20 protein-coding genes and 2 pseudogenes are annotated in these 23,646 nt (G+C 63.6%); 14 read left to right on the forward strand and 8 right to left on the reverse strand.

The window, feature by feature from the left end:
* Positions 1-38 precede the first annotated feature (38 nt).
* Positions 39-2,813 carry a [protein-PII] uridylyltransferase gene (locus ACFQ2F_RS00835; protein ID WP_379084299.1) on the reverse strand — a complete coding sequence of 925 codons (2,775 nt, stop codon included), beginning with the start codon at positions 2,811-2,813 and terminating at the stop codon, positions 39-41.
* 87 nt (positions 2,814-2,900) lie between these two features.
* The gene (mutS, locus tag ACFQ2F_RS00840) at positions 2,901-5,678 is read right to left on the reverse strand and encodes a DNA mismatch repair protein MutS (protein ID WP_379084302.1); all 2,778 of its coding nucleotides are present in this window, start codon (positions 5,676-5,678) and stop codon (positions 2,901-2,903) included.
* Positions 5,679-5,873: 195 nt separating this feature from the next.
* Between mutS and rph the strand changes: the two genes are divergently transcribed.
* The 3 genes from rph to hemW are packed head-to-tail and all read left to right on the forward strand — an operon-like array spanning position 5,874 to position 8,408.
* Complete coding sequence (rph, locus tag ACFQ2F_RS00845) at positions 5,874-6,587, forward strand: ribonuclease PH (protein ID WP_379084305.1); 714 nt, start codon at positions 5,874-5,876, stop codon at positions 6,585-6,587.
* 8 nt (positions 6,588-6,595) lie between these two features.
* Positions 6,596-7,231 carry an RdgB/HAM1 family non-canonical purine NTP pyrophosphatase gene (rdgB, locus tag ACFQ2F_RS00850; protein ID WP_379090545.1) on the forward strand — a complete coding sequence of 212 codons (636 nt, stop codon included), beginning with the start codon at positions 6,596-6,598 and terminating at the stop codon, positions 7,229-7,231.
* Positions 7,206-8,408 (forward strand): radical SAM family heme chaperone HemW, encoded by a 1,203-nt coding sequence (gene hemW / locus ACFQ2F_RS00855; RefSeq protein WP_379084308.1) that lies wholly within the window; start codon positions 7,206-7,208, stop codon positions 8,406-8,408. Before rdgB ends, hemW begins: the two co-directional genes overlap by 26 nt.
* Here the strand turns inward: hemW and ACFQ2F_RS00860 are convergent.
* The gene (locus tag ACFQ2F_RS00860; RefSeq protein WP_379084310.1) at positions 8,405-9,637 is read right to left on the reverse strand and encodes a penicillin-binding protein activator; all 1,233 of its coding nucleotides are present in this window, start codon (positions 9,635-9,637) and stop codon (positions 8,405-8,407) included. The two genes, hemW and ACFQ2F_RS00860, sit on opposite strands and share 4 nt — an antisense overlap.
* Before the next feature lie 178 nt (positions 9,638-9,815).
* On the opposite strand from ACFQ2F_RS00860, the gene rsmI reads away from it, so the two are divergent.
* From rsmI to gshB, 3 genes are all read left to right on the forward strand, one after another.
* Positions 9,816-10,763, forward strand: coding sequence for a 16S rRNA (cytidine(1402)-2'-O)-methyltransferase (gene rsmI, locus ACFQ2F_RS00865; RefSeq protein WP_379084313.1), 948 nt, complete (start codon positions 9,816-9,818; stop codon positions 10,761-10,763).
* Positions 10,760-11,116 (forward strand): YraN family protein, encoded by a 357-nt coding sequence (locus ACFQ2F_RS00870; protein WP_379084316.1) that lies wholly within the window; start codon positions 10,760-10,762, stop codon positions 11,114-11,116. Before rsmI ends, ACFQ2F_RS00870 begins: the two co-directional genes overlap by 4 nt.
* Positions 11,117-11,197: 81 nt before the next feature.
* Positions 11,198-12,154: a glutathione synthase gene (gshB, locus tag ACFQ2F_RS00875; protein WP_379084319.1), complete on the forward strand. Its 957-nt coding sequence runs from the start codon at positions 11,198-11,200 to the stop codon at positions 12,152-12,154.
* Here the strand turns inward: gshB and ACFQ2F_RS00880 are convergent.
* Positions 12,151-12,366, reverse strand: coding sequence for a 2TM domain-containing protein (locus ACFQ2F_RS00880; RefSeq protein WP_379084322.1), 216 nt, complete (start codon positions 12,364-12,366; stop codon positions 12,151-12,153). The genes gshB and ACFQ2F_RS00880 overlap by 4 nt on opposite strands.
* A 167-nt stretch (positions 12,367-12,533) precedes the next feature.
* Here ACFQ2F_RS00880 and ACFQ2F_RS00885 point away from each other — a divergent pair.
* Positions 12,534-13,268, forward strand: a pseudogene (locus ACFQ2F_RS00885) (magnesium chelatase domain-containing protein); the annotation flags it as partial.
* Positions 13,269-13,325: 57 nt separating this feature from the next.
* Here ACFQ2F_RS00885 and ACFQ2F_RS00890 read toward each other — a convergent pair.
* The 3 genes from ACFQ2F_RS00890 to ACFQ2F_RS00900 form a co-directional block, all read right to left on the reverse strand.
* On the reverse strand, positions 13,326-14,066 hold the full coding sequence (locus ACFQ2F_RS00890) for a hypothetical protein (protein ID WP_379084325.1): 741 nt from the start codon (positions 14,064-14,066) through the stop codon (positions 13,326-13,328).
* Positions 14,044-14,769 carry a hypothetical protein gene (locus tag ACFQ2F_RS00895; protein ID WP_379084328.1) on the reverse strand — a complete coding sequence of 242 codons (726 nt, stop codon included), beginning with the start codon at positions 14,767-14,769 and terminating at the stop codon, positions 14,044-14,046. Before ACFQ2F_RS00895 ends, ACFQ2F_RS00890 begins: the two co-directional genes overlap by 23 nt.
* Before the next feature lie 252 nt (positions 14,770-15,021).
* On the reverse strand, positions 15,022-15,261 hold the full coding sequence (locus tag ACFQ2F_RS00900; RefSeq protein ID WP_379084331.1) for a DUF6471 domain-containing protein: 240 nt from the start codon (positions 15,259-15,261) through the stop codon (positions 15,022-15,024).
* Between the two features lie 102 nt (positions 15,262-15,363).
* On the opposite strand from ACFQ2F_RS00900, the gene ACFQ2F_RS00905 reads away from it, so the two are divergent.
* From ACFQ2F_RS00905 to ACFQ2F_RS00915, 3 genes are all read left to right on the forward strand, one after another.
* A complete protein-coding gene (locus tag ACFQ2F_RS00905; RefSeq protein WP_379084334.1) occupies positions 15,364-16,320 on the forward strand; it encodes an IS1595 family transposase in 957 nt (318 codons plus the stop codon).
* 344 nt (positions 16,321-16,664) lie between these two features.
* The gene (locus ACFQ2F_RS00910; protein WP_379084337.1) at positions 16,665-16,859 is read left to right on the forward strand and encodes a hypothetical protein; all 195 of its coding nucleotides are present in this window, start codon (positions 16,665-16,667) and stop codon (positions 16,857-16,859) included.
* A gap of 90 nt (positions 16,860-16,949) precedes the next feature.
* Positions 16,950-17,360 (forward strand): hypothetical protein, encoded by a 411-nt coding sequence (locus ACFQ2F_RS00915; RefSeq protein WP_379084340.1) that lies wholly within the window; start codon positions 16,950-16,952, stop codon positions 17,358-17,360.
* A 297-nt stretch (positions 17,361-17,657) separates the two neighbouring features.
* Here the strand turns inward: ACFQ2F_RS00915 and ACFQ2F_RS00920 are convergent, their stop codons facing one another.
* Complete coding sequence (locus ACFQ2F_RS00920) at positions 17,658-18,095, reverse strand: hypothetical protein (protein WP_379084343.1); 438 nt, start codon at positions 18,093-18,095, stop codon at positions 17,658-17,660.
* A 68-nt stretch (positions 18,096-18,163) separates the two neighbouring features.
* On the opposite strand from ACFQ2F_RS00920, the pseudogene ACFQ2F_RS00925 reads away from it, so the two are divergent.
* The 4 genes and pseudogenes from ACFQ2F_RS00925 to ACFQ2F_RS00940 form a co-directional block, all read left to right on the forward strand.
* Positions 18,164-19,006, forward strand: a pseudogene (locus ACFQ2F_RS00925) (YifB family Mg chelatase-like AAA ATPase); the annotation flags it as partial.
* 160 nt (positions 19,007-19,166) lie between these two features.
* The gene (locus ACFQ2F_RS00930; RefSeq protein WP_379084346.1) at positions 19,167-20,273 is read left to right on the forward strand and encodes an OpgC family protein; all 1,107 of its coding nucleotides are present in this window, start codon (positions 19,167-19,169) and stop codon (positions 20,271-20,273) included.
* Complete coding sequence (locus ACFQ2F_RS00935; protein WP_379084349.1) at positions 20,219-21,034, forward strand: SGNH/GDSL hydrolase family protein; 816 nt, start codon at positions 20,219-20,221, stop codon at positions 21,032-21,034. Before ACFQ2F_RS00930 ends, ACFQ2F_RS00935 begins: the two co-directional genes overlap by 55 nt.
* A 168-nt stretch (positions 21,035-21,202) precedes the next feature.
* The gene (locus tag ACFQ2F_RS00940) at positions 21,203-23,467 is read left to right on the forward strand and encodes a PAS domain-containing hybrid sensor histidine kinase/response regulator (RefSeq protein ID WP_379084352.1); all 2,265 of its coding nucleotides are present in this window, start codon (positions 21,203-21,205) and stop codon (positions 23,465-23,467) included.
* The last annotated feature ends 179 nt before the right edge of the window (positions 23,468-23,646 follow it).

Genomic DNA, 23,646 nt, shown 5'->3' on the forward strand with positions numbered 1-23,646 from the left:
CGGGGCAGCGGGCGTTTTCGTCATTCGGTCCGGCCTCTTCATCCGGCCACCGGCTCCTCGGCCGTCTCGCCGGCCAGCACCCGTTCCAGCCCTTCGCGGATCGCTGCCTCCCGGCGGCGGCTGTCGATCTTCTTGCCTTGGAGGTCAGTGACGTAGAAGACGTCCACCGCTTTCTCGCCGAAGGTGGCGATATGGGCGGTGGCGATGTCGAGCTTCAGATCGGTGAACTCGCGGGTGATCTCGTAGAGCAGACCCGGGCGGTCGAGACCGTTCACCTCGATCACCGTGTGGTCGTCGGACAGGGTGTTGTCGATGATCACCTGGGGCTCGACGGTGAAGGCCGCCACCTTGGAGCGGGGTTTGCGATCCTCGGCGATGATATCGGAGAAGTGGAGCTCACCGCTCAGCAGCTTCTCGATGGTCTTGGCGATGCGGCCCGCGCGCCGCTCCTCATCCTCGGCGAGATCGAACTCCCGCTCCAGATGGATGGTGTCGAGCGCCATGTCGTCGAGGGTCGTGGAGATCTGCGCGTCCGCGATGTCGGCGCCAGCGCGGTGGCATGCGCCGGCGATCATGGAGAGCAGGCGCGGATGGTTGGGCGCCAGGATGCTGATCTGGGTGACCGCCCGGAACGCATCCGTCGAGATATGGGTGGCGAGCGGCTTGCCCTTCTCCTCGGCCTCACGGACCAGCTTGGCGTGCTCCATCATGAGATCGTGGTCGGTGCGCAGCCAGTAATCCGGGCTCTGGCGCTCGATGAAGCGCTCGGCGATCTCCTTGGGCCAGTCGGAGAGACGGTCGCGCAGATCCTCGCGGGTCTGGTTGATGCGCTGCTCGCGGCTGAGCGCCGTGCCACCGCCGAGCAGCGGCTCGGTCTCGAAATAAAGCGTGCGCAGGAGCTGACCTTTCCAGCCCGTCCAGACGCCGGGGCCGACGGCGCAGATATCGCAGACCGTGAGGATGAGAAGCAGCTTGAGACGCTCGCGGCTCTGCACCAGAGCGGCGAACGCGCGGATGGTCTTGGGATCGTTCAGATCGCGGCTCTGAGCGTACTGGCTCATGTCCAGATGGTGCTCGATGAGCCAGGCGACGGTCTCCGTCTCGGCCGCGGAAAGCCCCAGGCGCGGACAGAGATCGCGGGCCACTCGCGCGCCGGCGATGGAGTGATCCTCCTCGCGGCCCTTGGCAATGTCATGCAGCAGGCAGGCGACGTAGAGGACCCGCCGATTGTCGATAGTGTTGATGATCTCGCTGGCAAGCGGATGCTCACGCTCGTAATCGCCGTTCTCAATGCGTGAGAGATAGCCGACGGTGCGGATCAGATGCTCGTCCACCGTGAAGTGGTGATACATGTTGAACTGCATCATCGAGACCACCCGGCCGAAATCCGGGATGAAGCGCCCCAGTACGCCGGCCTCATTCATCTTGCGCAAGATGTCTTCGACATTGCGGGACTCGGTGAGCAGCTGCATGAACATCTTGTTCGCCGCCGGGTTCTCCCGGAGCTTGTCGTCGATCAGCCGGAAGTTGGAGCGGATCGCCCGCAGGATGCTCGGCGAAAACGAGACTTGGTGACGGTCGGCCACGATGAAGAGGCGCAGGAAGTTGAGCCGGTCGCGCTCGAAGACCTCCTTGTCGGCGAAGATGCGCCCGTTCTCGATGCGGAAATCCGAGGTGTAGCGGACCTTCAAACGCTGACGCCAACCGAAAGGCGCGAGCAGGGCGTTCAGGGCCGGCGAGGATTTCAGCTGCTTCATCTCCAGCGCCGTGCAGACGATGCCGGTGAGATCGCCCACCTCCTTGGCCACCAGGAAGTAGTGCTTCATGAAGCGCTCGACGGCCTGGAGGCCGGCATGGGAGCGGTAGTGCAGCCGCTCTGCCATTCGCTGCTGCAGGTCGAAGGTCAGGCGCTCCTCGGGGCGTCCGGTCAGGAAGTGCAGATGGCAGCGCACGGTCCAGAGGAAATGCTCGCAGCGGACGAAGCTGCGGTATTCGCCGCGGGAGAAGACGCCGGCGGTGACGAACTCCTCTTCGCCCTTGTCGGGATGAAGATGCTTGGCAAGCCAGTGCAGGGTGTGGAGATCGCGCAAGCCGCCCTTGCCCTCCTTGATGTTGGGCTCGACGCGGTAGCGCGATGCGCCGGAACGGGCGTGGCGGTCGTTCCGCTCCTCCAGCTTGGCGTCGATGAAGGGGATCGGATTGGTCTCCAGCACATCGTGGAGAAAACGCCGTTCGAAGTCGGCGAAGAGAGCCTCGTCGCCGAGGATCAGCCGCGCATCCAGGAGCGCGGTCCGGATGGTCATGTCGGAATGGGCGAGCTTGACGCAATGGTCGATGCTGCGCGTGGCATGGCCGACCTTCAGCCCCAGATCCCAGAGCAAATAGAGCATGAACTCGGCCACGCTCTCGCCCCAGGCGGTCTGCTTGTGGGGCAGCAGGAACATGATGTCGATATCGGAGCCCGGCGCGAGACGGCCGCGGCCATAGCCGCCCGTGGCGACGATGGCCATGCGTTCCGACGACGAGGGATTGTCGACCCGGTAGACATGGCGGGTCGCGATCTCATAGCTGAGCCGGATCAGGGCGTCCTGAAATTCGGAGAGGTTCTCGGCGCATTTCACGCCGTCGCCGTCGGCCTGAAGCTGCCGCTCTGCGTGGGCGTGGGCCTCCTTCATCAGAGACTTGAAGCGATCGACCAGGGCAGCACGCAGCGCCGTCTCCTTGCCGGCATGTTCTTCGGCAAGGACCGCCATCTCGTCTGAGAGCGCCTCGAAGTCGAAATAGGGCGCCGGAACGATCGCTGTCTGGTCCATAAACGGTTCCCGTGCGGCACGGGCGGTGAGTGTTAGGGCGAAAAGCTTAACATAGGGCGCATCGGCCCCGGTTACGCGCCCTTCAGGTCACTCGCCCTTCGAGAGGTCCTTCAGCTTGTAGAGCGCTTCGAGTGCTTCTCTAGGCGTCATGCTGTCGGGATGCAATTGGTCCACGGCCTCTTCCAGGGGTGACACGCCCGGTTCCTCGTCGTGCGCCGCGGCCGCGCTGAACAGCGGCAGGTCGTCGGCGAGGTCCGAGGGCTTTGGCCGTCCGTCGGCCCGCTCGAGCTGCTCCAGCACTTCGGCCGCGCGGGCGAGGACCGGCTTCGGTAGGCCGGCGAGCTTTGCCACGTGGAGACCGTAGGAGCGGTCGGCGGCGCCTGAGACCACCCGGTAGAGGAAGACGATCGAGTCCTTCCACTCCTTCACCTCGACGGTGGCGTTGGCGGCACGCTCCAGCTTGTCGGCCAGCGCCGTCAGCTCGTGATAATGGGTGGCGAAGAGGGTGCGCGATCCGTTCACCTCGTGGAGATACTCAAGCGCCGCCCAGGCCAGCGACAGCCCGTCGAAGGTCGCCGTGCCCCGGCCGATCTCGTCCAGCACCACGAAGGAGCGGTCGGTCGCCTGATTGAGGATAGCGGCGGTCTCGACCATCTCGACCATGAAGGTGGAGCGGCCGCGGGCCAGATCGTCCGCCGCGCCGACCCGGCTGAACAGCCTGTCCACTACACCGATATGGGCCGAGGATGCCGGCACGAAGGCGCCCATCTGAGCCAGGATAACAACGAGCGCATTCTGGCGGAGGAAGGTCGACTTGCCGGCCATGTTGGGGCCGGTGACGACCAGAATGCTCGCCTCGTCCTCCTTGCCGTTCGCCACCAGGCGGCAATCGTTGCCGATGAAGGTGCCGCCGCCGGATTTGGCGAGGCTCCGCTCCACCATGGGGTGGCGCGCGCCTGAGACGTCGAAGACAAAGCTCTTGTCGACCTTGGGCCGGGCGTAGTCCTGATCGATGGCGAGCTCTGCGAGGCTGGCATAGCAGTCGAGCTCGGCCAGAGCGGCACCAGCTTCCGAGAGAGGGTCCCGGGCCGCGAGGATGCGCTCGGAGAGATCGTTGAAGATGGCAAGCTCGCAGGCGAGCGCCCGGTCCGCCGCCATGGTGATGCGCGCTTCGAGCTCGGACAGCTCCGTGGTGGTGAAGCGCATGGCGTTGGCCATGGTCTGGCGGTGGATGAACTTCTCCGCATGGGGCGGCTCGGAGAGGGTGCCGGCCTGGGCGGCGGTCATCTCGACGAAATAGCCCAGCACATTGTTGTGGCGGACCTTGAGGGATTTGATCCCGGTCTCGCTCGCATAGGTCGCCTGGAGCCCTGCGATCACTTTCCGGCTGCCGTCGCGGAGCGATCGGTTCTCGTCGAGATCCGCATCGTAGCCGGCGGCGATGAACCCGCCGTCGCGCTTGTTGAGAGGCAGGTCAGATCCCAGCGCCTCGGTCAGCGCGCGCTCCAGATCTTCGGGCAGCGCCTTCAGCCGGTCGGCGATGGATTGCAGCTCGTCCGGAAGACCGAGCCCGTCTCCCTGAGTGGCAAGCTCGCCCGCCAGGCCTTTGGCGGTGGCGATGGAATCCCGCACAGCGCCGAGATCGCGGGGGCTGGCGCGCCCGAGCGACAGCCGGGCCAAAGAGCGGGCGAGATCGGGCGCTTCCCGCAAGGTTTCGCGCAGACGCTGACGGAGGAGCGGCCTGTCGGCGAGATGGGCGACGGCCTCCAGCCGCTGATTGATGGCCTTGGGATCGGTGAGCGGGCTTACCAGGCGATGGGCCAGCTCGCGGGCGCCTGCGCTCGTCACCGTCCGGTCGATTGCCGCGAGAAGGCTGCCGCCCCGGTCGCCTTGGGTCGATTTGGTCAGCTCCAGATTGGCGCGGGTCGACGCATCGATGGTGAGGAGATCGCCAGTGGTGTGACGCTTCGGCGGGCGGAGCAGCGGCGCCTTGCCGATCTGGGTGATGTGGACATAGGTGAGGAGGCCTGAGAGCGCCGCAAGTTCCGGCTTGGCGAACTCGCCGAAGCTGTCGAGGGTCGCGACCTGAAGCGCCTCCTGCAGCAAAGTCTCCCCGCGCCGGGAATCGAAATGGGCCTTGGGCGCGGGCGTGAGCGCCGTGCCCAGCTCCTCGATCTGACCGCGGAGCTTTCCGTCCTCGGCAAGGTCGTCTCCCATGAGGACCTCGCGGGGCGCAAGCCGCATCAGCTCGCCGATGAGATCGGTCTCGCGCACGAGCGTCGTGAACAGTTCGCCGGTGGAGATATCCAGCGCGGCGATGGCGAACGCACCGGTCTCGGCACCCGGCCCCCGGAAGATGGCGGCAAGGAAGTTGTTGCTGCGCGCATCGAGCAGGGTGTCTTCAGTGAGCGTACCCGGGGTGACGAGGCGGACCACGTCGCGCTTCACCACGGCCTTGGAGCCGCGCTTCTTGGCTTCGGCCGGGTCTTCTAGCTGCTCGCAGACCGCGACCCGGTGGCCGGCCCGGATCAGGCGCTGGAGATAATCGTCCGCCGCATGGATCGGCACGCCGCACATGGGGATGTCCTCGCCCAGATGCTTGCCGCGCTTGGTGAGCGCTATCCCCAAGCAGCGGGAGGCGATGACGGCGTCTTCGAAGAAGAGCTCGTAGAAATCGCCCATGCGGTAGAAGAGCAGGCAGTCGGCATTGGCCGCCTTCAGCTCCAGATACTGGGCCATCATGGGCGTTGCGCCGGGCGGCGGCGTCTTAGGCGCTGACGAGTCGGGGGCGGGGCCGGACGAGATCTCGTCCGCCGTCACCGCAGCCGTCTGCTCGTTGTTTTCCGTCTTCGCGGTTTCCGCCATGACCATCGTTTTCTTGTCGCGAAACTGCGGTGGTATCCCTTGCGCCCGCGTCCGGCAAGGTTGGGCGCGGGCTTATCCAAACCTTCACCAACCTCGATCCGGCCTTGCGCCCAGCCTTCGCGCGATTGGGCCTTTTCCCCGTCATAGGCCTCCTCTAGGGTGCGCCTCCTTTAGGATAATTCGGAGAAGTCCCTCATGCGCCCATCGAAACGCGCCGCCGACGATCTGCGCCCCGTCAGCCTGGAACGTGCGGTCTCGCTTCACGCGGAAGGCTCCTGCCTGGTGAAATTTGGCGAGACCCATGTGCTGTGCCTGGCGAGCGTGGTCGAGAGCGTGCCGCCCTGGCTGAAGGGCGGGGGCCGCGGCTGGGTCACCGCGGAGTACGGTATGTTGCCGCGCTCCACTTCCGAGCGCATGCGGCGCGAGGCGGCGGTGGGCAAGCAGGGGGGACGCACGCAAGAGATCCAGCGGCTGATCGGGCGTTCCTTAAGGGCCGTGACCGATCTCCAGGCGTTGGGCGAGAAGCAGATCACGATCGATTGCGACGTGATCCAGGCCGACGGCGGCACGCGGACGGCCGCGATCACCGGCGCCTGGGTGGCGCTGCACGATGCGCTGGCCTGGATGGCCGCGCGGAGCATGGTGCGGGAGAACGTGTTGAAGGACCAGGTGGCGGCGGTCTCGTGCGGGCTGTATGGCGACGAGGCTGTGCTCGATCTCGACTATGCGGAGGATTCCGAGGCGGAGGCCGACGCCAATTTCGTGATGACGGGGAGCGGCGGCATCGTCGAGGTGCAGGCCACGGCGGAAGCCGATCCGTTCAATCAGGAGCAGTTCGACACGCTCATGGGCCTCGCCCGCAAGGGCATCGGCGAGCTGGTTTCCCTGCAGAAGATGACGGTGGCTTGAGCGCGGCGATGACGGCGGAAGAGACATCGCGCCCGAAGGCACTCCATGCGGGCGACCGGGTGGTGGTGGCGAGCCACAATATCGGGAAGGTCTGGGAGATGGCCGAGCTGCTGGCGCCGTTCGGCATCGAGACGCTTGCCGCGGCGGAGCTTAACCTGCCGGAGCCCGAGGAGACGGGTAAGACCTTCATCGAGAATGCAGAGCTGAAGGCGCGGTCGGCCGCGGAAGGCGCAGGCCTGCCTGCGCTCGCCGACGATTCCGGGCTCGAAGTGGCGGCGCTCGACGGTGCGCCGGGCCTTTTCTCGGCGCGCTGGGGCGGACCGAAACGGGATTTCGGTCTCGCCATGGAGAAGGTGCATGCCGCGCTGGAAGAGGTCGGCGCGGAAGACCGCACCGCCAACTTCACCTGCGCACTGTCTCTTGCCTGGCCGGACGGCACGGTGCGAAGCTTCGAAGGCAAGGTGTTCGGCCAGATCGTCTGGCCGCCCCGGGGCGACAAGGGGTTCGGTTACGATCCCATCTTCGTCGCCGACGGGCTGGAGCAGACCTTCGGCGAGATCGACCAGGACGAGAAGCACGCCATGTCCCACCGTGCGGTGGCGTTCAAGCAGATGATGGATGCGCTCTATAACAGCGATGCGTGAGGCGGCGACGCCCGAAGCAGGCGCCTCGGATGAGCCGTTCGGGCTTTACGTCCATTGGCCGTTCTGCCTCGCCAAATGTCCCTATTGCGATTTCAACTCCCACGTCCGCCATGGCGGCGTCGATCAGGCGCGCTTTCTGGAGGCGTATCTGACGGAGATGCGCTGGTTCGCCGAGCATTCCACCAAGCGTCCCATCTCAAGCGTCTTCTTCGGGGGCGGCACGCCCTCCCTCATGGAGCCTTCGACGGTCGAAGCGATTTTGGGAGAAGCCGGACGGCTCTGGGGCTATGGCGACGATGTGGAGATCACCCTGGAGGCGAACCCGACCTCGGTCGAAGCGGAGCGGTTTTCCGGCTATGCCAAAGCGGGGGTGAACCGTCTTTCCATCGGCATCCAGGCGCTCAACGACGAAGATCTGCGCCGTCTGGGGCGACAGCACACGGCCAAGGAAGCCTTGGCCGCCCTCGATATCGCAAGGGCTCATTTCCCGCGTATCAGCTTCGATCTGATCTATGGGCGCGAGGGCCAGTCGGTCGCCGCCTGGGAGGCGGAGCTTTCGGAAGCGCTCACTTACGCCGCCGATCATCTGTCCCTCTATCAGCTCACCATCGAGCCGGACACGCCGTTCGCGGCGCGCTATGCGGCGGGCAAGCTCAAGCTCCCCCCCGGCGAAGAGGCGGAAGAGCTTTATCGGCTGACCCAGGCGCTTTGCGAAGAGGCGGGGCTCCCGGCCTACGAGGTCTCGAACCACGCCAAGCCGGGCTACGAATCCCGGCATAACCTCGTCTATTGGCGCGCCCACGACTATGCGGGCATCGGCCCCGGCGCCCATAGCCGGCTCGCCATCGACGGCACGCGGCAGGCGCTCTCGGCGCTGAAACTGCCGGAGGGCTGGTGCGAGGCGGTCGATGCGAAAGGCAACGGGCTGGAGACGGCGGAGCCTCTGAGCGACGAAGAGCGGGCCGAGGAATATCTGTTGATGGGATTACGGCTCTCGGAAGGGATCGAGCTCGACCGGCTGGCCGCCATGGACGGGCGCCAGCTCCACGGCTCGCGTCTCGCGCCGCTGATCGCCGAGGGGCTTCTAAGCCTGGATGAGACGCGGGTCACCGCAACACCGAAAGGCCGGATGCTGCTGGACCGCCTGATCTTCGAGATCGCCGAGGCGCGGAGCTAGTTCTCCACGAAGGACCGATTGCCGTAGACCCCGGCGCGGGACGAGAAGCTCTTCGGGGCCTGGTCGATCACGCGCGGGCCGGAAGACTGCACCTCCAGAATCGCAAGACCGCGCTCCGCCGTGCCGTCCGGCAGGAGGCGGAACAGCCCGTCCACACCGGCAAAGCCCGTGGAGCGGGTGAGCTGGGCGGACGTGTAGCGGTCGCCCGGCGGATTGTTGGAGAGGGATACGGCGAGGCTCACCGCATCGTAGGACAGGCTCGCAAGCCGCGGGGGCTGGCTGCCATAGGTGTTCTTATAGCGTTGAGAGAAGCGGTTCCAGCCGCCCGGGTCGGGCGCCGGATACCAGCCGCCGACAAGCGCTGCGTTGTTGCCGATGCCGGGGTAATTCCACTGGCCGGTGCCCAGAAGCTGGGTCTTGCCGCCTGCGATGCCGTTCTGCGCGAGCATCGGGGCGATGGTGCGGAGCTCGTCGGGTCCGGCAGGCAGGAACAGGGCGTCGACCTGCTGGCCCGACTTCACCGCATTGGCGACCTTTCCGACCGGGCCGCTCAAGCTTGCGCCGCCCGTCGAATAAGTGGCGCGGACCACGGTGCGCCCGCCGGCGGCCGCGACCGTCTTGGCGAACTCACGCTCGGCGATGGTGCCGTAGGCGCTTTCGGGGATCAGCACGGCGAAGTTCTTCTTGCCGCGACCAAGAGCATAGGACGCGATGCGGTCCACATCGGCACCCGCCAGGAAGCTCATGAGATAGACGTTGTTGCCGGCCACATTGCGGTCGCTGGAGAACGCGATCACCGGAATGCCGCCCCGCCGGGCCACGGGCGCCACGGCGCGCACCTCGTCGGCGAAGAGCGGACCAATAATCAGCTCGGCATTCTCCGACACCGCGCTTTCGGCCGCGGCCGCGGCGCCTTGCGGGGTGCCTTTAGTGTCCTTGGGAATCAGGGTGACGTTGGGATTGTTGAACTCGAACAGCGCCAGCTCGCCCGCCTGCCTGAGCGCCTTGGCGATTTCGGGCGTGTCGCCCGAGCCGGAAATCGGCAGAAGGAGCGCGACCTTCACGCCGCCGGAGCCGGTGGGCGCGAGACCGCCTTCGCCTTCGGAATAGCCGCCGCCTCCGCCGCCGGGACCGCTCGCGCAGGCAGCCACGATGAGCCCGACGAATATCGCGCCCAGGACGACGCGCGCCGCGCTCAGATGCGCGCGCAATTTCTCGAAAGACCGCATCGGCCTCAATTTCCGCCTTCCCCTGCTTTCAGCCAAATTTTCTTGATCCAGATCTCTTTCAATCCGGGAGGTTTGGCCGATTTACGGCGACTATAGCATGGGCTGGTTGCGCTGCCAGAGAGAGCACGGTTTCGCCGCTTGCACGCATGTCGCAGGGTTTGCGTTATAAGGTCGCCTCATGAGCACAGAAGACGACACAGCGGACGAAGGCAACGCGAGCGCGCTTCGGGCCAGCGCGCTGCGCATGCTAGAGGATCTGGCGGCGAAGCCGCTCATGCCGGGGCTCCATCTGGTGGCCACGCCCATCGGCAATCTGGGCGACATCTCCTTGCGGGCGCTAGACTGCCTGGCGCGGGCGGATCTGGTGGCTTGCGAGGACACCCGCCACAGCGGGAGGCTCCTCGCCCATTTCGGGCTGAAGGCGCGGCTTCTCCCCTATCACGAACACAACGCGGCGAACGCAAGGCCGAAGCTGCTCGGCGCTCTGCGGGACGGTGCGGCGGTCGCGCTGATCTCCGATGCCGGCACGCCGCTCATTTCCGACCCCGGCTACAAGCTGGTGCGAGAGGCGCTGGCCGAAGACATCATGGTCACCGCGATCCCCGGCGCCTCTGCAAGCCTCGTCGGCTTGAGCGTTTCCGGCTTGCCCTCGGACAGCTTCTTCTTCGCCGGCTTCCTGCCGCCGAAATCGGCCGCACGGAAGACGCGGCTGGAGGAGCTGGTGGCCATTCCCGGCACGTTGATCTTCTACGAGACAGGCGCGCGGCTCGCCGCCGCCCTGCCCGACATGGCCGAAATTCTCGGAGACCGCGCGGCGGCGGTCGCCAAGGAGCTGACCAAGCTGCACGAGCAGGTGGCCCGGGGCACGCTTTCAAGCCTGGCGGAAGAGTTCGCCGGCGACGAGCCGCCCAAGGGCGAGTTCGTGGTGATGGTGGCGCCGCCGAGCCAGGAGCAGAGAGAGGCGAGCGATGCGGAGATCACCGCCGCGCTAGAGGACGCTCTCGCAACGGAAAGCATGCGCGATGCCGTACAGGCCGTGACCGACGCCTTCGGCGCCAAGCGGAAGCGGGTCTACCGGCTCGGCCTGGCGCTGCAGCAGGGCAAGGGCGAGGGCGACGCGCGTTGAGGGAGGCCCGGGTCAAAGCCTATCGCCGGGGCGTCTTCGCCGAGACGCTGGTGGCGCTTTGGCTTCGGCTCAAGGGTCATCGCATCATCGGGCGGCGCTATAAGACACCGGTCGGCGAGATCGATCTGATCGCCCTGAAAGGGCGTCAGCTCAGCTTCATCGAGGTCAAGCGGCGCAAGACAATGGAGGACGCGGCATGGACCCTGCCGACACGCCAACGGCGGCGCATCATCCGCGCGGCGCAATACTGGCTTGCCGGCAATCCCCGCTTCCACGGCTACGATATCCGCTTCGACGTGGTGCTGACGGCACCGCTCCGCTTCCCCACCCATATCGAGAACGCGTTTAGCTAAAGGCCGCATTGGCCCTTTGGCGGCTCGCGTGAAGCGCTTATATGGGGCGGACGCAAGCACCCCGCATCCCAAGGACTTATCATGGCGCTCAAGACCGCATTCCAGATGGACCCGATCGAGGGGATCGACATCAAGGGCGATTCCAGCTTCGCACTTCTGCTGGAGGCTCAGGAGCGCGGCCACGAGATCTTCTATTACACGCCGAGGAATCTCTCCCTGAAGGACGGGCGGATCGTCGCCAAGGGCCAGACCCTGAAGGTCGACGACACGCCGGGTGCGCACTACCACCTTTCCGATCCGCGGGTGGAGGATCTCGGGCATCTCGACGTGGTGCTGCTGCGCCAGGACCCGCCTTTCGACATGGCGTATCTGACGACGACCCATCTGCTTGAGCGGGTCCAGGGCGAGGCGCTGGTGGTGAACGACCCGGCCTGGATCCGGAATTCACCGGAGAAGATCTTCGTTCTCGATTATCTCGACCTGATGCCGCCGACCTTGATCACCCGCTCGCTCGACGAGGTGAAGGCGTTCCGGGAAGAGCATAAGGACATCATCGTGAAGCCGCTGTTCGGCAATGGCGGGGCCGCAGTGTTCCGCATCGCGCCGGGCGATACCAACCTCAACGCGCTGGTGGAGCTGTTCGGCATCGTCTTCAAGGAGCCGATGATGGTTCAGCGCTATCTCCCGGAGGTGCGCAAGGGCGACAAACGCATCATCCTGGTGGATGGCGAATTCGCCGGCGCCCTGAACCGGGTTCCGGCCGAGGACGAGACCCGCTCCAACATGCATGTGGGCGGCACGCCCCATCTGTCGGAGCTGACCAAGCGGGAGAAGGAGATCTGTGAGCGCCTCGGCCCGGAGCTGAAGCGGCGGGGCCTGATCTTCGTCGGCATCGACGTGATCGGCGACTACATCACCGAGATCAACGTGACCTCGCCTACGGGCATCCGCGAGATCAAGCGCTTCGGTGGCGACGATATCGCCGTGATGATCTGGGACGCCATCGAGCGGAAGGTGGCGGCGAAAACGGCCCGCTAGCGCGGGTGGGTCGCAGCAGTCTGTTCGCGCTCACAGCGCCGGTAGGCGGCGAAGGCATGGGCCGCGACGCCGACGCCCCAGCCGCCCAGCACCCATAGGAACCAGAGATTGTCCGGGTTGCGGGCGATGTTGAGGATCGCCAGCGCGACGATCACCACGCAATAAGCGGCGAAATGAATGATCAGCCCGCGCGGGGGGAAACCTTTCGGCATGGCGTTCTCCTTCTCTTCGTTGAAGCGAGCCTACCAGGTCGTATCCCCGACGAAAGCCGTAGAAATCGTCCCGAAGAATCAGCGCCTTCACCGATGTTCTTATATTGTTCTTGCTCCTTCGGTCGGTTGCGGCTAAGCTTTCCGCACGTTCCGGGTTGGGGGTGCCGATGTTTGCACGGGTCACGACGGTTGCATTCGAAGGGATCGAGGCGCGCGCCGTCGACGTCCAGGTCCAGATCGGGTCAGGCCTCCCTGCTTTCACCATTGTAGGACTGCCCGACAAGGCGGTCGCCGAAAGTCGTGAGCGGGTGCGCGGCGCTCTGAACGCCATCGGGCTGGCGCTCCCGCCGAAGCGGATCACGGTCAATCTGGCGCCCGCCGATTTGCCCAAAGAAGGAAGCCACTACGATCTCCCCATCGCTTTGGGGCTGATGGCGGCGGCCGGTGCGGTGGCGCCGGACGCTATCGAAGGTTTCGTGGTGCTGGGAGAGCTGGCGCTCGACGGCTCCGTGGCCTCCGTGGCGGGCACTCTCCCTGCAGCGATCGGGGCGAATGCCCTCGACAAGGGGCTTATCTGCCCCAAGGCCTGTGGCGCGGAAGCTGCCTGGGCGGCGGACGACATGGCGATCCTGGCGCCCGGCAATCTTCTCGCTCTCATCAATCACTTCAAAGGCCTGCAGTCCCTGGCCCGGCCCGAGCCCGCGGAAGAGGTCGAGGAAGAGGCCATGCCGGACCTGAAGGACATCAAGGGCCAGGAAAGCGCCAAGCGCGCCCTGGAGGTGGCTGCGGCTGGCGGACATAACTTGCTCATGGTTGGCCCGCCGGGGTCGGGCAAATCCATGCTGGCACGGCGGCTGCCTTCCATCCTGCCGGCGCTCGAGCCATCGGAGATGCTCGGTATTATGTAGCAAACTCCGGAACGCGGGGCGCGCCGTGAGGCGCATAGGGCGCTGGTGCGCCTACGGCTTTTTGCCGACGTTGATGTTGATTGCGTCGTCGGACTTAAGTTCGGCGATGTATGCCGGGAAGGCTTCGACCCCGGCAACGGTCAGCCAGGCGGACAGTTTGATCGCAAGCTCTTGGCGTGCCTGCGAAGACGAATCGCGAATGCCAATTTGCACTCGCACATCATTCGCTGACCCCGCATCCTCAATCACGATATCGCCAATTTGCGGAGCAATCTTAACCCAACCGGCGCGTTGCAGCAGGCCATCTATCTGCCGCTTTAAAGCGATTGCCTCCGGATCACCGTACACGTTGAAGGAGTACTCTTGGCCTTTGTACGGGGCCAGCAGCTTCACCAACTCGTCTTGGTGCGTCGGGGAAATCGACCGAGGCGTTTTCAACTTCTCAAGTTCTAGTTGGGCCTCGGCCGCGAGCCTGTTTGCCTCAGCGGTATCCTTTTCAAGTTCAGCAATTCTTTCCTGCGACCTACTCAGCGCTAGTTCGGCATCGGCTGCCTGCTTTTCCAAAGAGGCGGTTCGCCACTCGTTGTGCGCTTCGATAATGTTGTTTGCCTGCCACTGCCGAAATGCCGCTGCGGCGGTGAAGCAGGCGGCTACAGCTGCAATCAATCCGAAGACTAGCAGACCGACGCTTGAGGCATCATACCAACGGATCGCCCAGTCCAAGTCGGCCGGTTCTACAGGCATTCGTGGGCCGTCCGCATCGGCGTTCTCAATCGCCGTCATTGCCGTCATTGCAGCACCGATCTTTCTGATCGGCTGGGTCGGGTGGAATCTCTGTTTCTCTAGGCGTCACCTTCCAACCCGGCGGAAGCCACTCCGGCGGATTTTCTCGGGCCTTTCGCTCATCTTCCTCCATTGCCTGCTCCTGGTGATCGCAATCGGACTCGCTACAGTTCCAGTACTCGCACGGGAAGTGGAAAATATCCCCCCAGGTACTCACTGCGACGTGGAAGCAAAATCTAGTTGTGTGGGGAGTTGGCGAAAACCGGTCGTGGTATCGTATGGCGCCGACGAGAATGCCGCGCTGCTCAACAGTGACCGAGTGTTTATCGGAAGACAACCAGGTGGTGAAGGTGATACCAGGCGATATCAGCTCGAAAGTGGCTTGCGGCCCTACCGTCATACTTCCTTTGGTAAGCCGGAACACGTTCTCCTCAGCATCGAAGGCCTCAGCCGGGTCCGCTGGCCATGCATCAGGCCATTGGACATAGTGAACTACATATTTAAGCCCCTTTGTTGGTGTGCCGCCGCTGTTTCTGGCAGTGAGCTCTGGGGCCCAAGTGCTCTTGCCGTCCTCTTTTTTAAACAACGTCATGTCCAGTCGCACATCAGAGACGAAAGCGCGCTGAACGGCCACGTAAGACTCGCGGGTATATTCGGCAGTTTTGACCAGGGGCTCGTAAGCACGACGCATTTCGCGAAGCTGAAACAGCACGAGCCAAGTAGTCAGGAAAACAAGCCCAAGCGTGGCCCACTCTCGCCACTCACGGCTACGATCTGCGGTTTTTTGATGCTCGCGATCTGTGCGTCGCTCCTCCGATACGGAGTCGCTAAAAGCCGCAATAGCGTCGGCTACGGCTTGCTCGCTATCGCTACGGCGTGGCCCATTGGGGCGGTTGGACTGTTTCTTGTAATTTACGGGCCGGACGGGCTGTCGCTTCTTTCGCAAGTTCCCTGACCGTGGCTGTTAAACGTCCTCAATCCTCACGTTCTCACAACCTATAGCCGCAAGGGAAGCTAGAAAGAACCCGGCCGGGAATGTGCCCCGGCTCATCTTGCTCGCCACGGACGCCCTGGTTTCTTTTAAACCCTGTTTCGCTAGCAGTCCCGCCAGCTCTTCATGCGTCACGTTCCGGCGCTTCAGCTCCGCCTTCAGATACTGCTTTGCCCGGTCGGACCAGCCCTGTTCAGTCTTGGATTCTGCCATTCCAGTATCACTTTCGATGTTGAAATAGCATATTCGACATGTTCGGCATTGACAAGAGGACTCATAGATATCATATTCGCTATAACACTAGCGGATATGACAATGACACAGCATTTCCTCCTTTCAGCCGAAGCCCGCTCGCTAAGCCTAGCGAAGGTGGCTCGTCTGTCTGACGAGGAGGCTTGGGAAGCATTCAAAATGGTCCGCTGGTCCGAGACGGAAGGCGAGCCCTTCTGTCCTCGCTGCGGCTGTGCTGGCCTCTACACCTATTCCAAGCGGAAGCTGTGGGAGTGCAAAGCTTGCAAGCATCAGTTCTCCGTCACGTCTGGCACCATCTTCGCCAGCCGCAAGCTGCCCATCCGTGACATTCTCTTGGCTATCGCGATCTTCGTGAACAGCGCCAAAGGCCACAGCGCCTTGCAGCTTAGCCGCGACCTCGACGTCCAATATCGGACGGCCTTCGTGCTGAGCCACAAAATCCGCGAGGCTCTCGCCGAGACCGCTGACCGCTCGCTTGAAGGTCACGTCGAAGTCGACGGCGCTTATTTTGGCGGATACGCCAAACCGGCCAACCACAAAGAGAACCGTCGCGACCGTCGCCTTGTAGCAAACCAAACTGGCAAGCGCCGTTGCGTGGTTGTGATGCGGGAGCGCGAAGGCTCATGCCTTCCCTTCGTGTTTGGATCTGAGGACGAGGCCACAAAGGTCATCGGCAAGCACGTGCTGCCGGGTAGCACCATCTATGCCGACGAAGCGGCCTGTTGGGACGTCCTACACGCCCGCTACCTCACCAAGCGGATCAACCACAGTGAGTGCTATTCGGACGGTGAAGCCTGCACCAATCAGGCGGAGAGTTTCTTTAGCCGTCTACGCCGCGCGGAGATCGGTACGCACCATCATATCTCCGGCCGCTACCTCCATGCCTATGCAGCTGAAATGGCGTGGCGTGAAGACAATCGGCGTATCGACAATGGCGAGCTCTATCTGATGGCGACGTTTGCCGCGCTCAAGCATCCGGTTTCTCGCCAGTGGAAGGGGTATTGGCAGAGATCGGCCTAATCGACCTGTGGATAAAATAACTCAGTATCTGCGAATACTGGGGAGAATCAGCACAAACTGTAGGGTGGGGCTGTCGAATCCGATATGAAAAAGGCCAGACTTGTTAGTCTGGCCTTTCCATTATGGAGGCGTGGCAGAGTGGTTTAACGCAGCGGTCTTTAAAACCGTCGGGGCCAGCCCTCAGAAGCACCCCCGTGGGTTCGAATCCCACCGCCTCCGCCACAGAAGGGGTCGTTCCGAAAGGAGCGGCCCCTTTGACGTTGTAGCTCCGAAGATCGCATGAGTCGACTCAACGCAGCAAGCAATTTATTGTCGTTTTTTAACAAGAAATTGTTGCGCGCAGCATGGTCGAAAAAAAGAAGACCGTCCCCTTGAGGATCATGGTGTCCTCCCGGTTGCACGATTATCTGAGCCTCCTCAAGGATACCACCATGTTAGGAGCCTCGGAGAACGATGTAGCGGCGTTTCTCTTGACGCAGCGGCTAGAGGCCATGCTGGCCGAGCGCTATCACGAAAATCAAAAGGTGCCGAAGGAGTAGCGGTGATCCGCTGCCTTAAGATAGCATGCGGGATCGCGAGCGTTGGAAGCTCGTAGATTGGCGTGGTCGCGACGCTCTATAGTGCGTCCCATGCCGATCGAAATCAGCCATCTCATGCAAACTGCCATGGGGCAGAAGGACGCCATAAAGGTGGGTGACCTGCCCCGTCAGGTGGCCAAACATATGGGCTGCCATCCAGCGGTCGTATATTTGGGCGGGGCCGAATTGCACAAGATCACGCTGAAGCACAAGGACATAAGTGCCGAACGGCTTCAGATGCTCTTTATGGCCATTCGAGATGGCGAGTACCGCACGGACGACCAGAACCGCGCCCGACACCTGACGGTCATTTGGGAGTTTCCGGAAACCCGAGAAACGTATGTCATTGGGCTCAAGTCAGCCTCTAACGGCGGCGAGGTCTGGATCTGTACGTACTACAAGATAAGCGGGCGGAAACTCGACAAGAAGCTGAGGAAGACCACGCGAATCTATCAGAGGTAAGTCGGGCACCCGTGGGCTACGGGTGCCCGCTATTTCCGCACATGATGGGGCCTGCCGGGAACCCCATGTTGCGCACACGCCTGCCCATTGGCGCGGCTACGGCTGGCAGAATAGTACCGTGTCACATGTGCAGCGGTCTTTAAGAGATCACGCGGTGACCAGCGAATCTATAACTCATTATTTTTCAAAAGGGAATCCCGCTCCGATCCACTTTGTTCCACAGGTCTGCACACAGATTCTAAGTGACTCAAAACTCTGAATTTTCTGAGCCTCTGACCGGTTATCCACACCGCCAAGTCATGGAGCAATTTCCCAGAGCACATACTGCCCCGGCCCTTGCTCAGACCGCACCACACCATTGGTGCGCTGGCCCCGTAGAGCTACCCCCACACGCTTCGTCATCAGCCGTAGGAGTCGCTGATCGTTCTTGTCCAGCGCCCGCTCTATGAGAAGCTGTAAGGCGATATCGCGCGTTGTGAGGGGTTCTGCGGCCTGTCTGAGGATCGACAGGCATATGCGGGTCATCTCACCCCGGTTGCTCCAGTCTTTGGGCGGACGGAAGGCCTTGGGCTTGATCGCTTCCACCTGATAGTCGGGGTCGAAGAGCCTTAGCGTGTTGTCCAAGTTCTCTAGGTCTTGGACCATCTGGCGTAGGCGCTCGTGGGCGTTCTCGATGTCGCCTGCCAGAAGCGCCCGTTTCTTCACAAGAGCGGTGATTACGTGAGGGTCGGCCATGCCCTCAGCATGGCAGGAAGCTGCGGATTAGTGGACCCATCCGTTCCGGAGTTTGCTACATAATACCGGAGATGCTGGAGGTCAGCATGATCCGCAGCCTCGCGGGCGATTTGAACGGCGGTGCGATCGGGCGGGCGCGGCCCTTCCGCAGCCCCCACCATTCGGCGTCCATGGCGGCGCTCGTGGGCGGCGGCACGCGAGCACGGCCGGGCGAAGCGGCGCTGGCCCATCTCGGCGTGCTGTTCCTGGACGAGCTTCCCGAATTTCAGCCCCAGGTGCTGGATGCTTTGCGGCAGCCCCTGGAGAGCGGGGAATCGGTTATCGTGCGGGCTAATCACCGGGTCTCCTATCCATCGCGCATCCAGCTCGTTGCGGCGATGAATCCCTGCCGCTGCGGGCGCGCTGGCGAGCCGGGTTATTCCTGCCGTCAGGGCAATACGTGTGCGGAGCGCTACCAGGCTCGTATCTCCGGGCCCCTGCTCGATCGGATCGACCTGCAAATCGAAGTGCCGGCGGTGAGCGCCGCCGATCTCGCCTTGCCTGCGGCTTCCGAGGGAAGTGCCGAAGTCCGCCGCCGCGTGGTGGCGGCAAGGCAAATCCAGGCGGCACGGCTAAAGGAGCTCGGTCAGAAAAAGGCGCGCACCAATGCCGAATGCGAAGGCAATCTGCTGGAAGAGATCGCCGAGCCGGATGCGGCCGGTCTTACTCTGCTGCGGGAAGCGGCGGAGACCTTGGGGCTCAGCGCGCGGGGGTATCACCGTTCCCTACGGGTGGCGCGGACCCTCGCCGATCTCGACGGCGAGACCAAGGTGTCCCGGCTGCATATCGCCGAAGCCCTGAGCTATCGCGGCGAGACATTGCGCGGCCAGCGTGCCAATGGGCCGGCCCTCAACCGCCTCGCTTGCGCCTGATCCGGAAATTTCCCCCTCATCGCCACAGAAAAACGCCAATGTCGCACTGGCATCGCCACGCTGAGCCGTTACACTCCGGCGCTGCCGAGGGGAAGTATGTGCGGCTGCGGTGCCCCGTTCGGGCTCGCCCCACAGTAAAGTCAAGGATTCACGGGGGCGGATGCGCGGGCCGAACGCTATCGACTTCTGGCGTGGATACGCCCTCATCTGCATATTCGTCGACCACATCCCCGGCAACCCGCTGGAACGGATCACCTTACGCAACTTCACCATTTGCGATGCGGCGGAGCTGTTCGTGTTTCTTGCCGGGTGGTCGATCTCGCTCGCAACCGGCGGACCTGCGCGCGCCCATACGTCGGGGCGGGTCACGATACGCTTCCTCTCCCGCATGGTGGAGGTCTACCGGGCCCAGATCACCATCACGGTGATCGCGCTCGCGATCCTCGCCGGGGCCGCGCTCTGGCTGGAAAACAACCTCTATCTGGAATGGCACAACGCCGAGCCGGTGTTCACCGCGCCGGTCTGGACGACGCCGGCGCTTGCGCTGATGACCCATCAGCTCGGTTTCTTCAATATCCTGCCGCTCTATGTGGTGCTGCTCGCCATGGCGCCGCTGATCGTGATCATCGGGCGGTACTCGCTCGCGCTATGCGGGCTGGTGTCCTTCGCGGTCTATGCGGTGACGCTGATTTTCCGCATCAACCTGCCGTCCTGGCCCTATGCGGGGGAGTGGTTCCTCGACCCGTTCGCGTGGCAATTTCTTTTCACGCTGGGCTTCATCGCAGCGGAGCTTGCGGCCCAAGACCGCATCCAGCCCTTGATGAAATGGATTTTTTGGCCAGCAGCCGCGATTTTGGCGGTCGGTGTCGTGGTGCGTTTCATCGGATATTATCCGGATCCGATGCAGGTGCCGTCGCCACGCCTGTTTTTTTCGTTCGACAAGACCTATCTCTCTCCTGCAAGGCTGATCAGCCTGCTGGCGTTGGTGATTTGCTTTTCCGGGGCGTATAGCCGGATCGCCGCATTCAGCGAGCGCCTGGTGACGGTGTTCTCAAGCCTCGGGCGAAACTCGCTGGCAGTGTTTTCGATTGGCTCTTTGTTAAGCCTGATCGGGCAAATCGTACGGTTTGAGTCCGGCGGGCTGGTTATTGTGGACCTTGCCTATTCCGCTCTTGGAATCGGGCTGATGATATTTACCGCGTGGTTCGTGGAATGGCGCATAAGATCAAAACGGCCACCCTCGCAATCCTCTGCCTCGCTGGCGTGAGCGGATTCCTGCTGCTTGCGCCCGCCGAGCCGCTGCAGACCGAGCCGCCGCGCGCGGAACTTCCCAAGCCAAAATACACTGCCGCTCCGAGCTGCGTCGGAGACGAAGGCACGCGGCCGCAACCCGCCGCTCTAAAGGCCTTCCCAAAAGCGCTTCAATCGGACGAGACGCTGACCGTGCTGGTGGTCGGGCCTGCCGCCTATGAAGACGGCCCCTTCGCTAACGAGGAAAGCTATCCGAACCGGCTTGCCCGCTATTTGACGTCCATCTTCAAGGAGCAGGATATCGAGCTCATCTCCCGCAATATCTCCGGCGAGGTCGCAGAGGATGCGGCCGAACGTTTGCGGGCGGAGATCGTCGAGACCGATCCCGATCTTGTGGTCTGGCAGGCGGGCTCGGCGGATGCGCTCGCCCGGGTCGACCTCAAGGAGTTCGAAGCCGCCTTCACCGAGACCCTCGACTGGCTCGAGGAGCACGGCATCGACGTGGTTCTGGTGGACCCGCGCTACGTGCCGGAGCTGGCCGACGATCCGGCCTATCGGCGCATCGTGGGCGCTATCTGGTACTACGCGGCGAAGCGGGACATTCCGCTGGTCCGGCGATACGACATGATGCGCAGCCTCACCCTGCCCGACGACAGCAATGCCGCGCCGCCGGAGCACCGGCTCACCGGATTCGACCATCGGTGCATGGCGCGCAAGGTGGCCGAGGTCATCGTGGTCAGCAGCAATGCGGACCATTTCGACAAGCGCCGGCACTAAAGTCTTTCTCAAACCTTTTCTGGTTGATGTTCTCGTTTCGGGCGCATTCCCGCGTCCGCCTATTGGCGGTGATCGAGTTTGGCGTATCAAGACCACAGCCCTGAGGCTGCCCTTCCTGCGGCGGGACGCAGGCGGCTCGTCTCGCGCCTGACGCGGGCGTTCCGGGCCGTGACGAATGACGCGCCCATCGTCTCCATCGTGGCGGCCCTGCTGTTCGGCAGCCTGAGCATCGCGGCGATCGCCGCCGGCACCATCGGCGTGCTGCTCTTCTTCGCCATGATGACCGGTATGGCGCTCGGCGCCGCCTTTTTCATCGTCTTGCAAACCCGGGAGCTCGCCTCGGTCCAAAAGCTCGACCAGGTCGGCGAAGGCGTCGATGCCAGTCTCGAAGCCCTGCAGGATCTCCAATGGGAGGTTCAAGAGCGCGAGGCGCGCTACCGCGATCTGCTGGATCATCAGGACGACGTGATCCTGCGCCGGGACGCGGACGGCCGGCTCACCTTCATCAACGATTCCTATTGCCGGGTGTTCGGCGTGACCCGTCAGGAGGCGCTGGGGCAGCCCTTCCGCCTGCCTCTGGCGGAAGACGCAGTCGCCCCCGCCGGGCTGGAGCTGGGCGGTGCATCGCGGCGACGGAGTGAGGTGGTGGAGCTGGAGACCGCAAGCGGCCCGCGCTGGTTCATCTGGGAAGATTTCGCGATCACCGATCCGAGCGGCGCGCTCACCGAAGTTCAGAGCGTCGCCCATGACGTTACCGAGCAGCGAGAGGCGGAGCGTGCACTGGCTCAGGCCCGGGACGATGCGGAAAGCGCCAGCACGGCGAAATCGCGCTTCCTCGCCTCCATGAGTCACGAGATCCGCACGCCCATGAACGGCATCCTCGGCATGACGGGGCTGCTGCTGGACACACAGCTCTCGCCTGAGCAGACCACCTATGCGAGGGCCATCGGCAGCTCCGCCAAGACCCTGCTTTCCCTGATCGACGAGGTTTTGGATTTCTCCAAAATCGAAGCCGGCCGGATCGAGCTCGAGGCGGCGCCGTTCGACATCGCCGAGACCATGCAGAGCGTGATCGAGCTTCTGGCGCCCCGGGCCCGGGAGAAGGGACTTACCATCGGCTGGTTCGCCGATCCGGGTCTTCCCCGCACGGCCATCGGCGATCAGATGCGCGTGCGCCAGATCCTGATGAACCTGATCGGCAATGCCATCAAGTTCACCGAACAAGGCGGTGTCGGGCTCCGCCTGGTCGGCGCAGACGATGGCGCAGGGCTCCGCTTCATGGTGAGCGACACGGGCGCCGGCATTCCGGAAGCGAAGCTGGAGCAGATCTTCCTGGAATTCGAACAGGCGGATTCCGGGCCGAGCCGCCGCCACGGCGGAACAGGGCTCGGGCTCGCCATCTCCAAGCGGCTGGTGGATGCCATGGGCGGAACGATCCAGGTCACCAGCACGCCAGACGAGGGCACCAGCTTCACGGTGGATCTGCCCCTCGACTCCCCCGCAGATTCGAGCCCTATCGCCGAGGACTGGCCGCAAGCGGAAGGACGTTCCGTGCTCGTGGTTCTTCAGGGCCAGGTGGAAGCAGCGCTGTCCGCAGAACTGCTCAATGCTCTCGGCGCGGAGACGGCGTTGCGGAGCGCCGAGACGCTTTCCGGCCTCGGCCCGGCAGGCCGCAGCGATCTTGCGCAATACAACGCGCTTCTGACCGACAAGGCGAGCTTGAAGGCCGTGCCCTTCAACCTGCTGGAGGCGTTCGGCAAGGCCGATGGCGACGCCAAGCGGGCCGTCGTGGTGCTGGACCCCAACGAGCGTCCCGAGATCGACGCCCTGAAGACGCGCGGGTTCGACGGGTATCTGATGCGGCCGATCCGGCCCCGCTCCATGCTGATCCAACTCGTTGGCGATCCGGCGTCCGAGGCCGCAGCCCCGGCGCCAAGCACGGAAGCCCCACCGCGCTGCACCTCACCCGCCGGAGACGCGCTCTCGGTGCTGCTCGCCGAGGACAACGACATCAATGCGCTGCTCGCAAAGGCCGTGCTGGAGAAGGCGGGTGCTGCGGTCGAGCGGGCCGCCAACGGCCGGGAGGCCATCTCCCTGGTGAAGGATGCGCTCCGTGACGAGAAGCCCGGTTTCGACCTGGTCCTGATGGACATCCATATGCCCGATATGGACGGGGTGGAGGCCGCAGGCCTTATCCGCGCGCTCTACGAAGACGGCGCAAAGCCCGGCGCAGGCCGCCCGCCCATCGTGGCGCTGACCGCCAATGCCTTCGCCGAGGACCGGGCCGCCTATCTGGAGGCCGGGCTCGACGACTATCTGGCAAAGCCCTTCGAGAAGAATGAACTGTTGAGCCTGATCGGGCGTTGGCAGATGGCGGGCTTAGGGGATGCGGTTTCGCGCACGGAGGCGGCTTCCGGAACGGGAGCCGCCTAGGGCCACCGGCGCGGGCGACCTTATTACTTCCTTCCATGCTTAGAATTGCCGGGCTGAGCCGTCCATGCACAGGACGAGCGAAAGTTGTCACATAGGCTTCGAAGAGGATTGCTATCGGGGCGTCATTGTGGCCGAATCAAGCTCTCTCAGGTGCGTGCCTCGTGAACCCTGGGATTTTG

Origin of the sequence: Methyloligella solikamskensis, from assembly GCF_042676065.1 — a bacterium.
Taxonomy (GTDB): Bacteria; Pseudomonadota; Alphaproteobacteria; order Rhizobiales; family Methyloligellaceae; genus Methyloligella; species Methyloligella solikamskensis.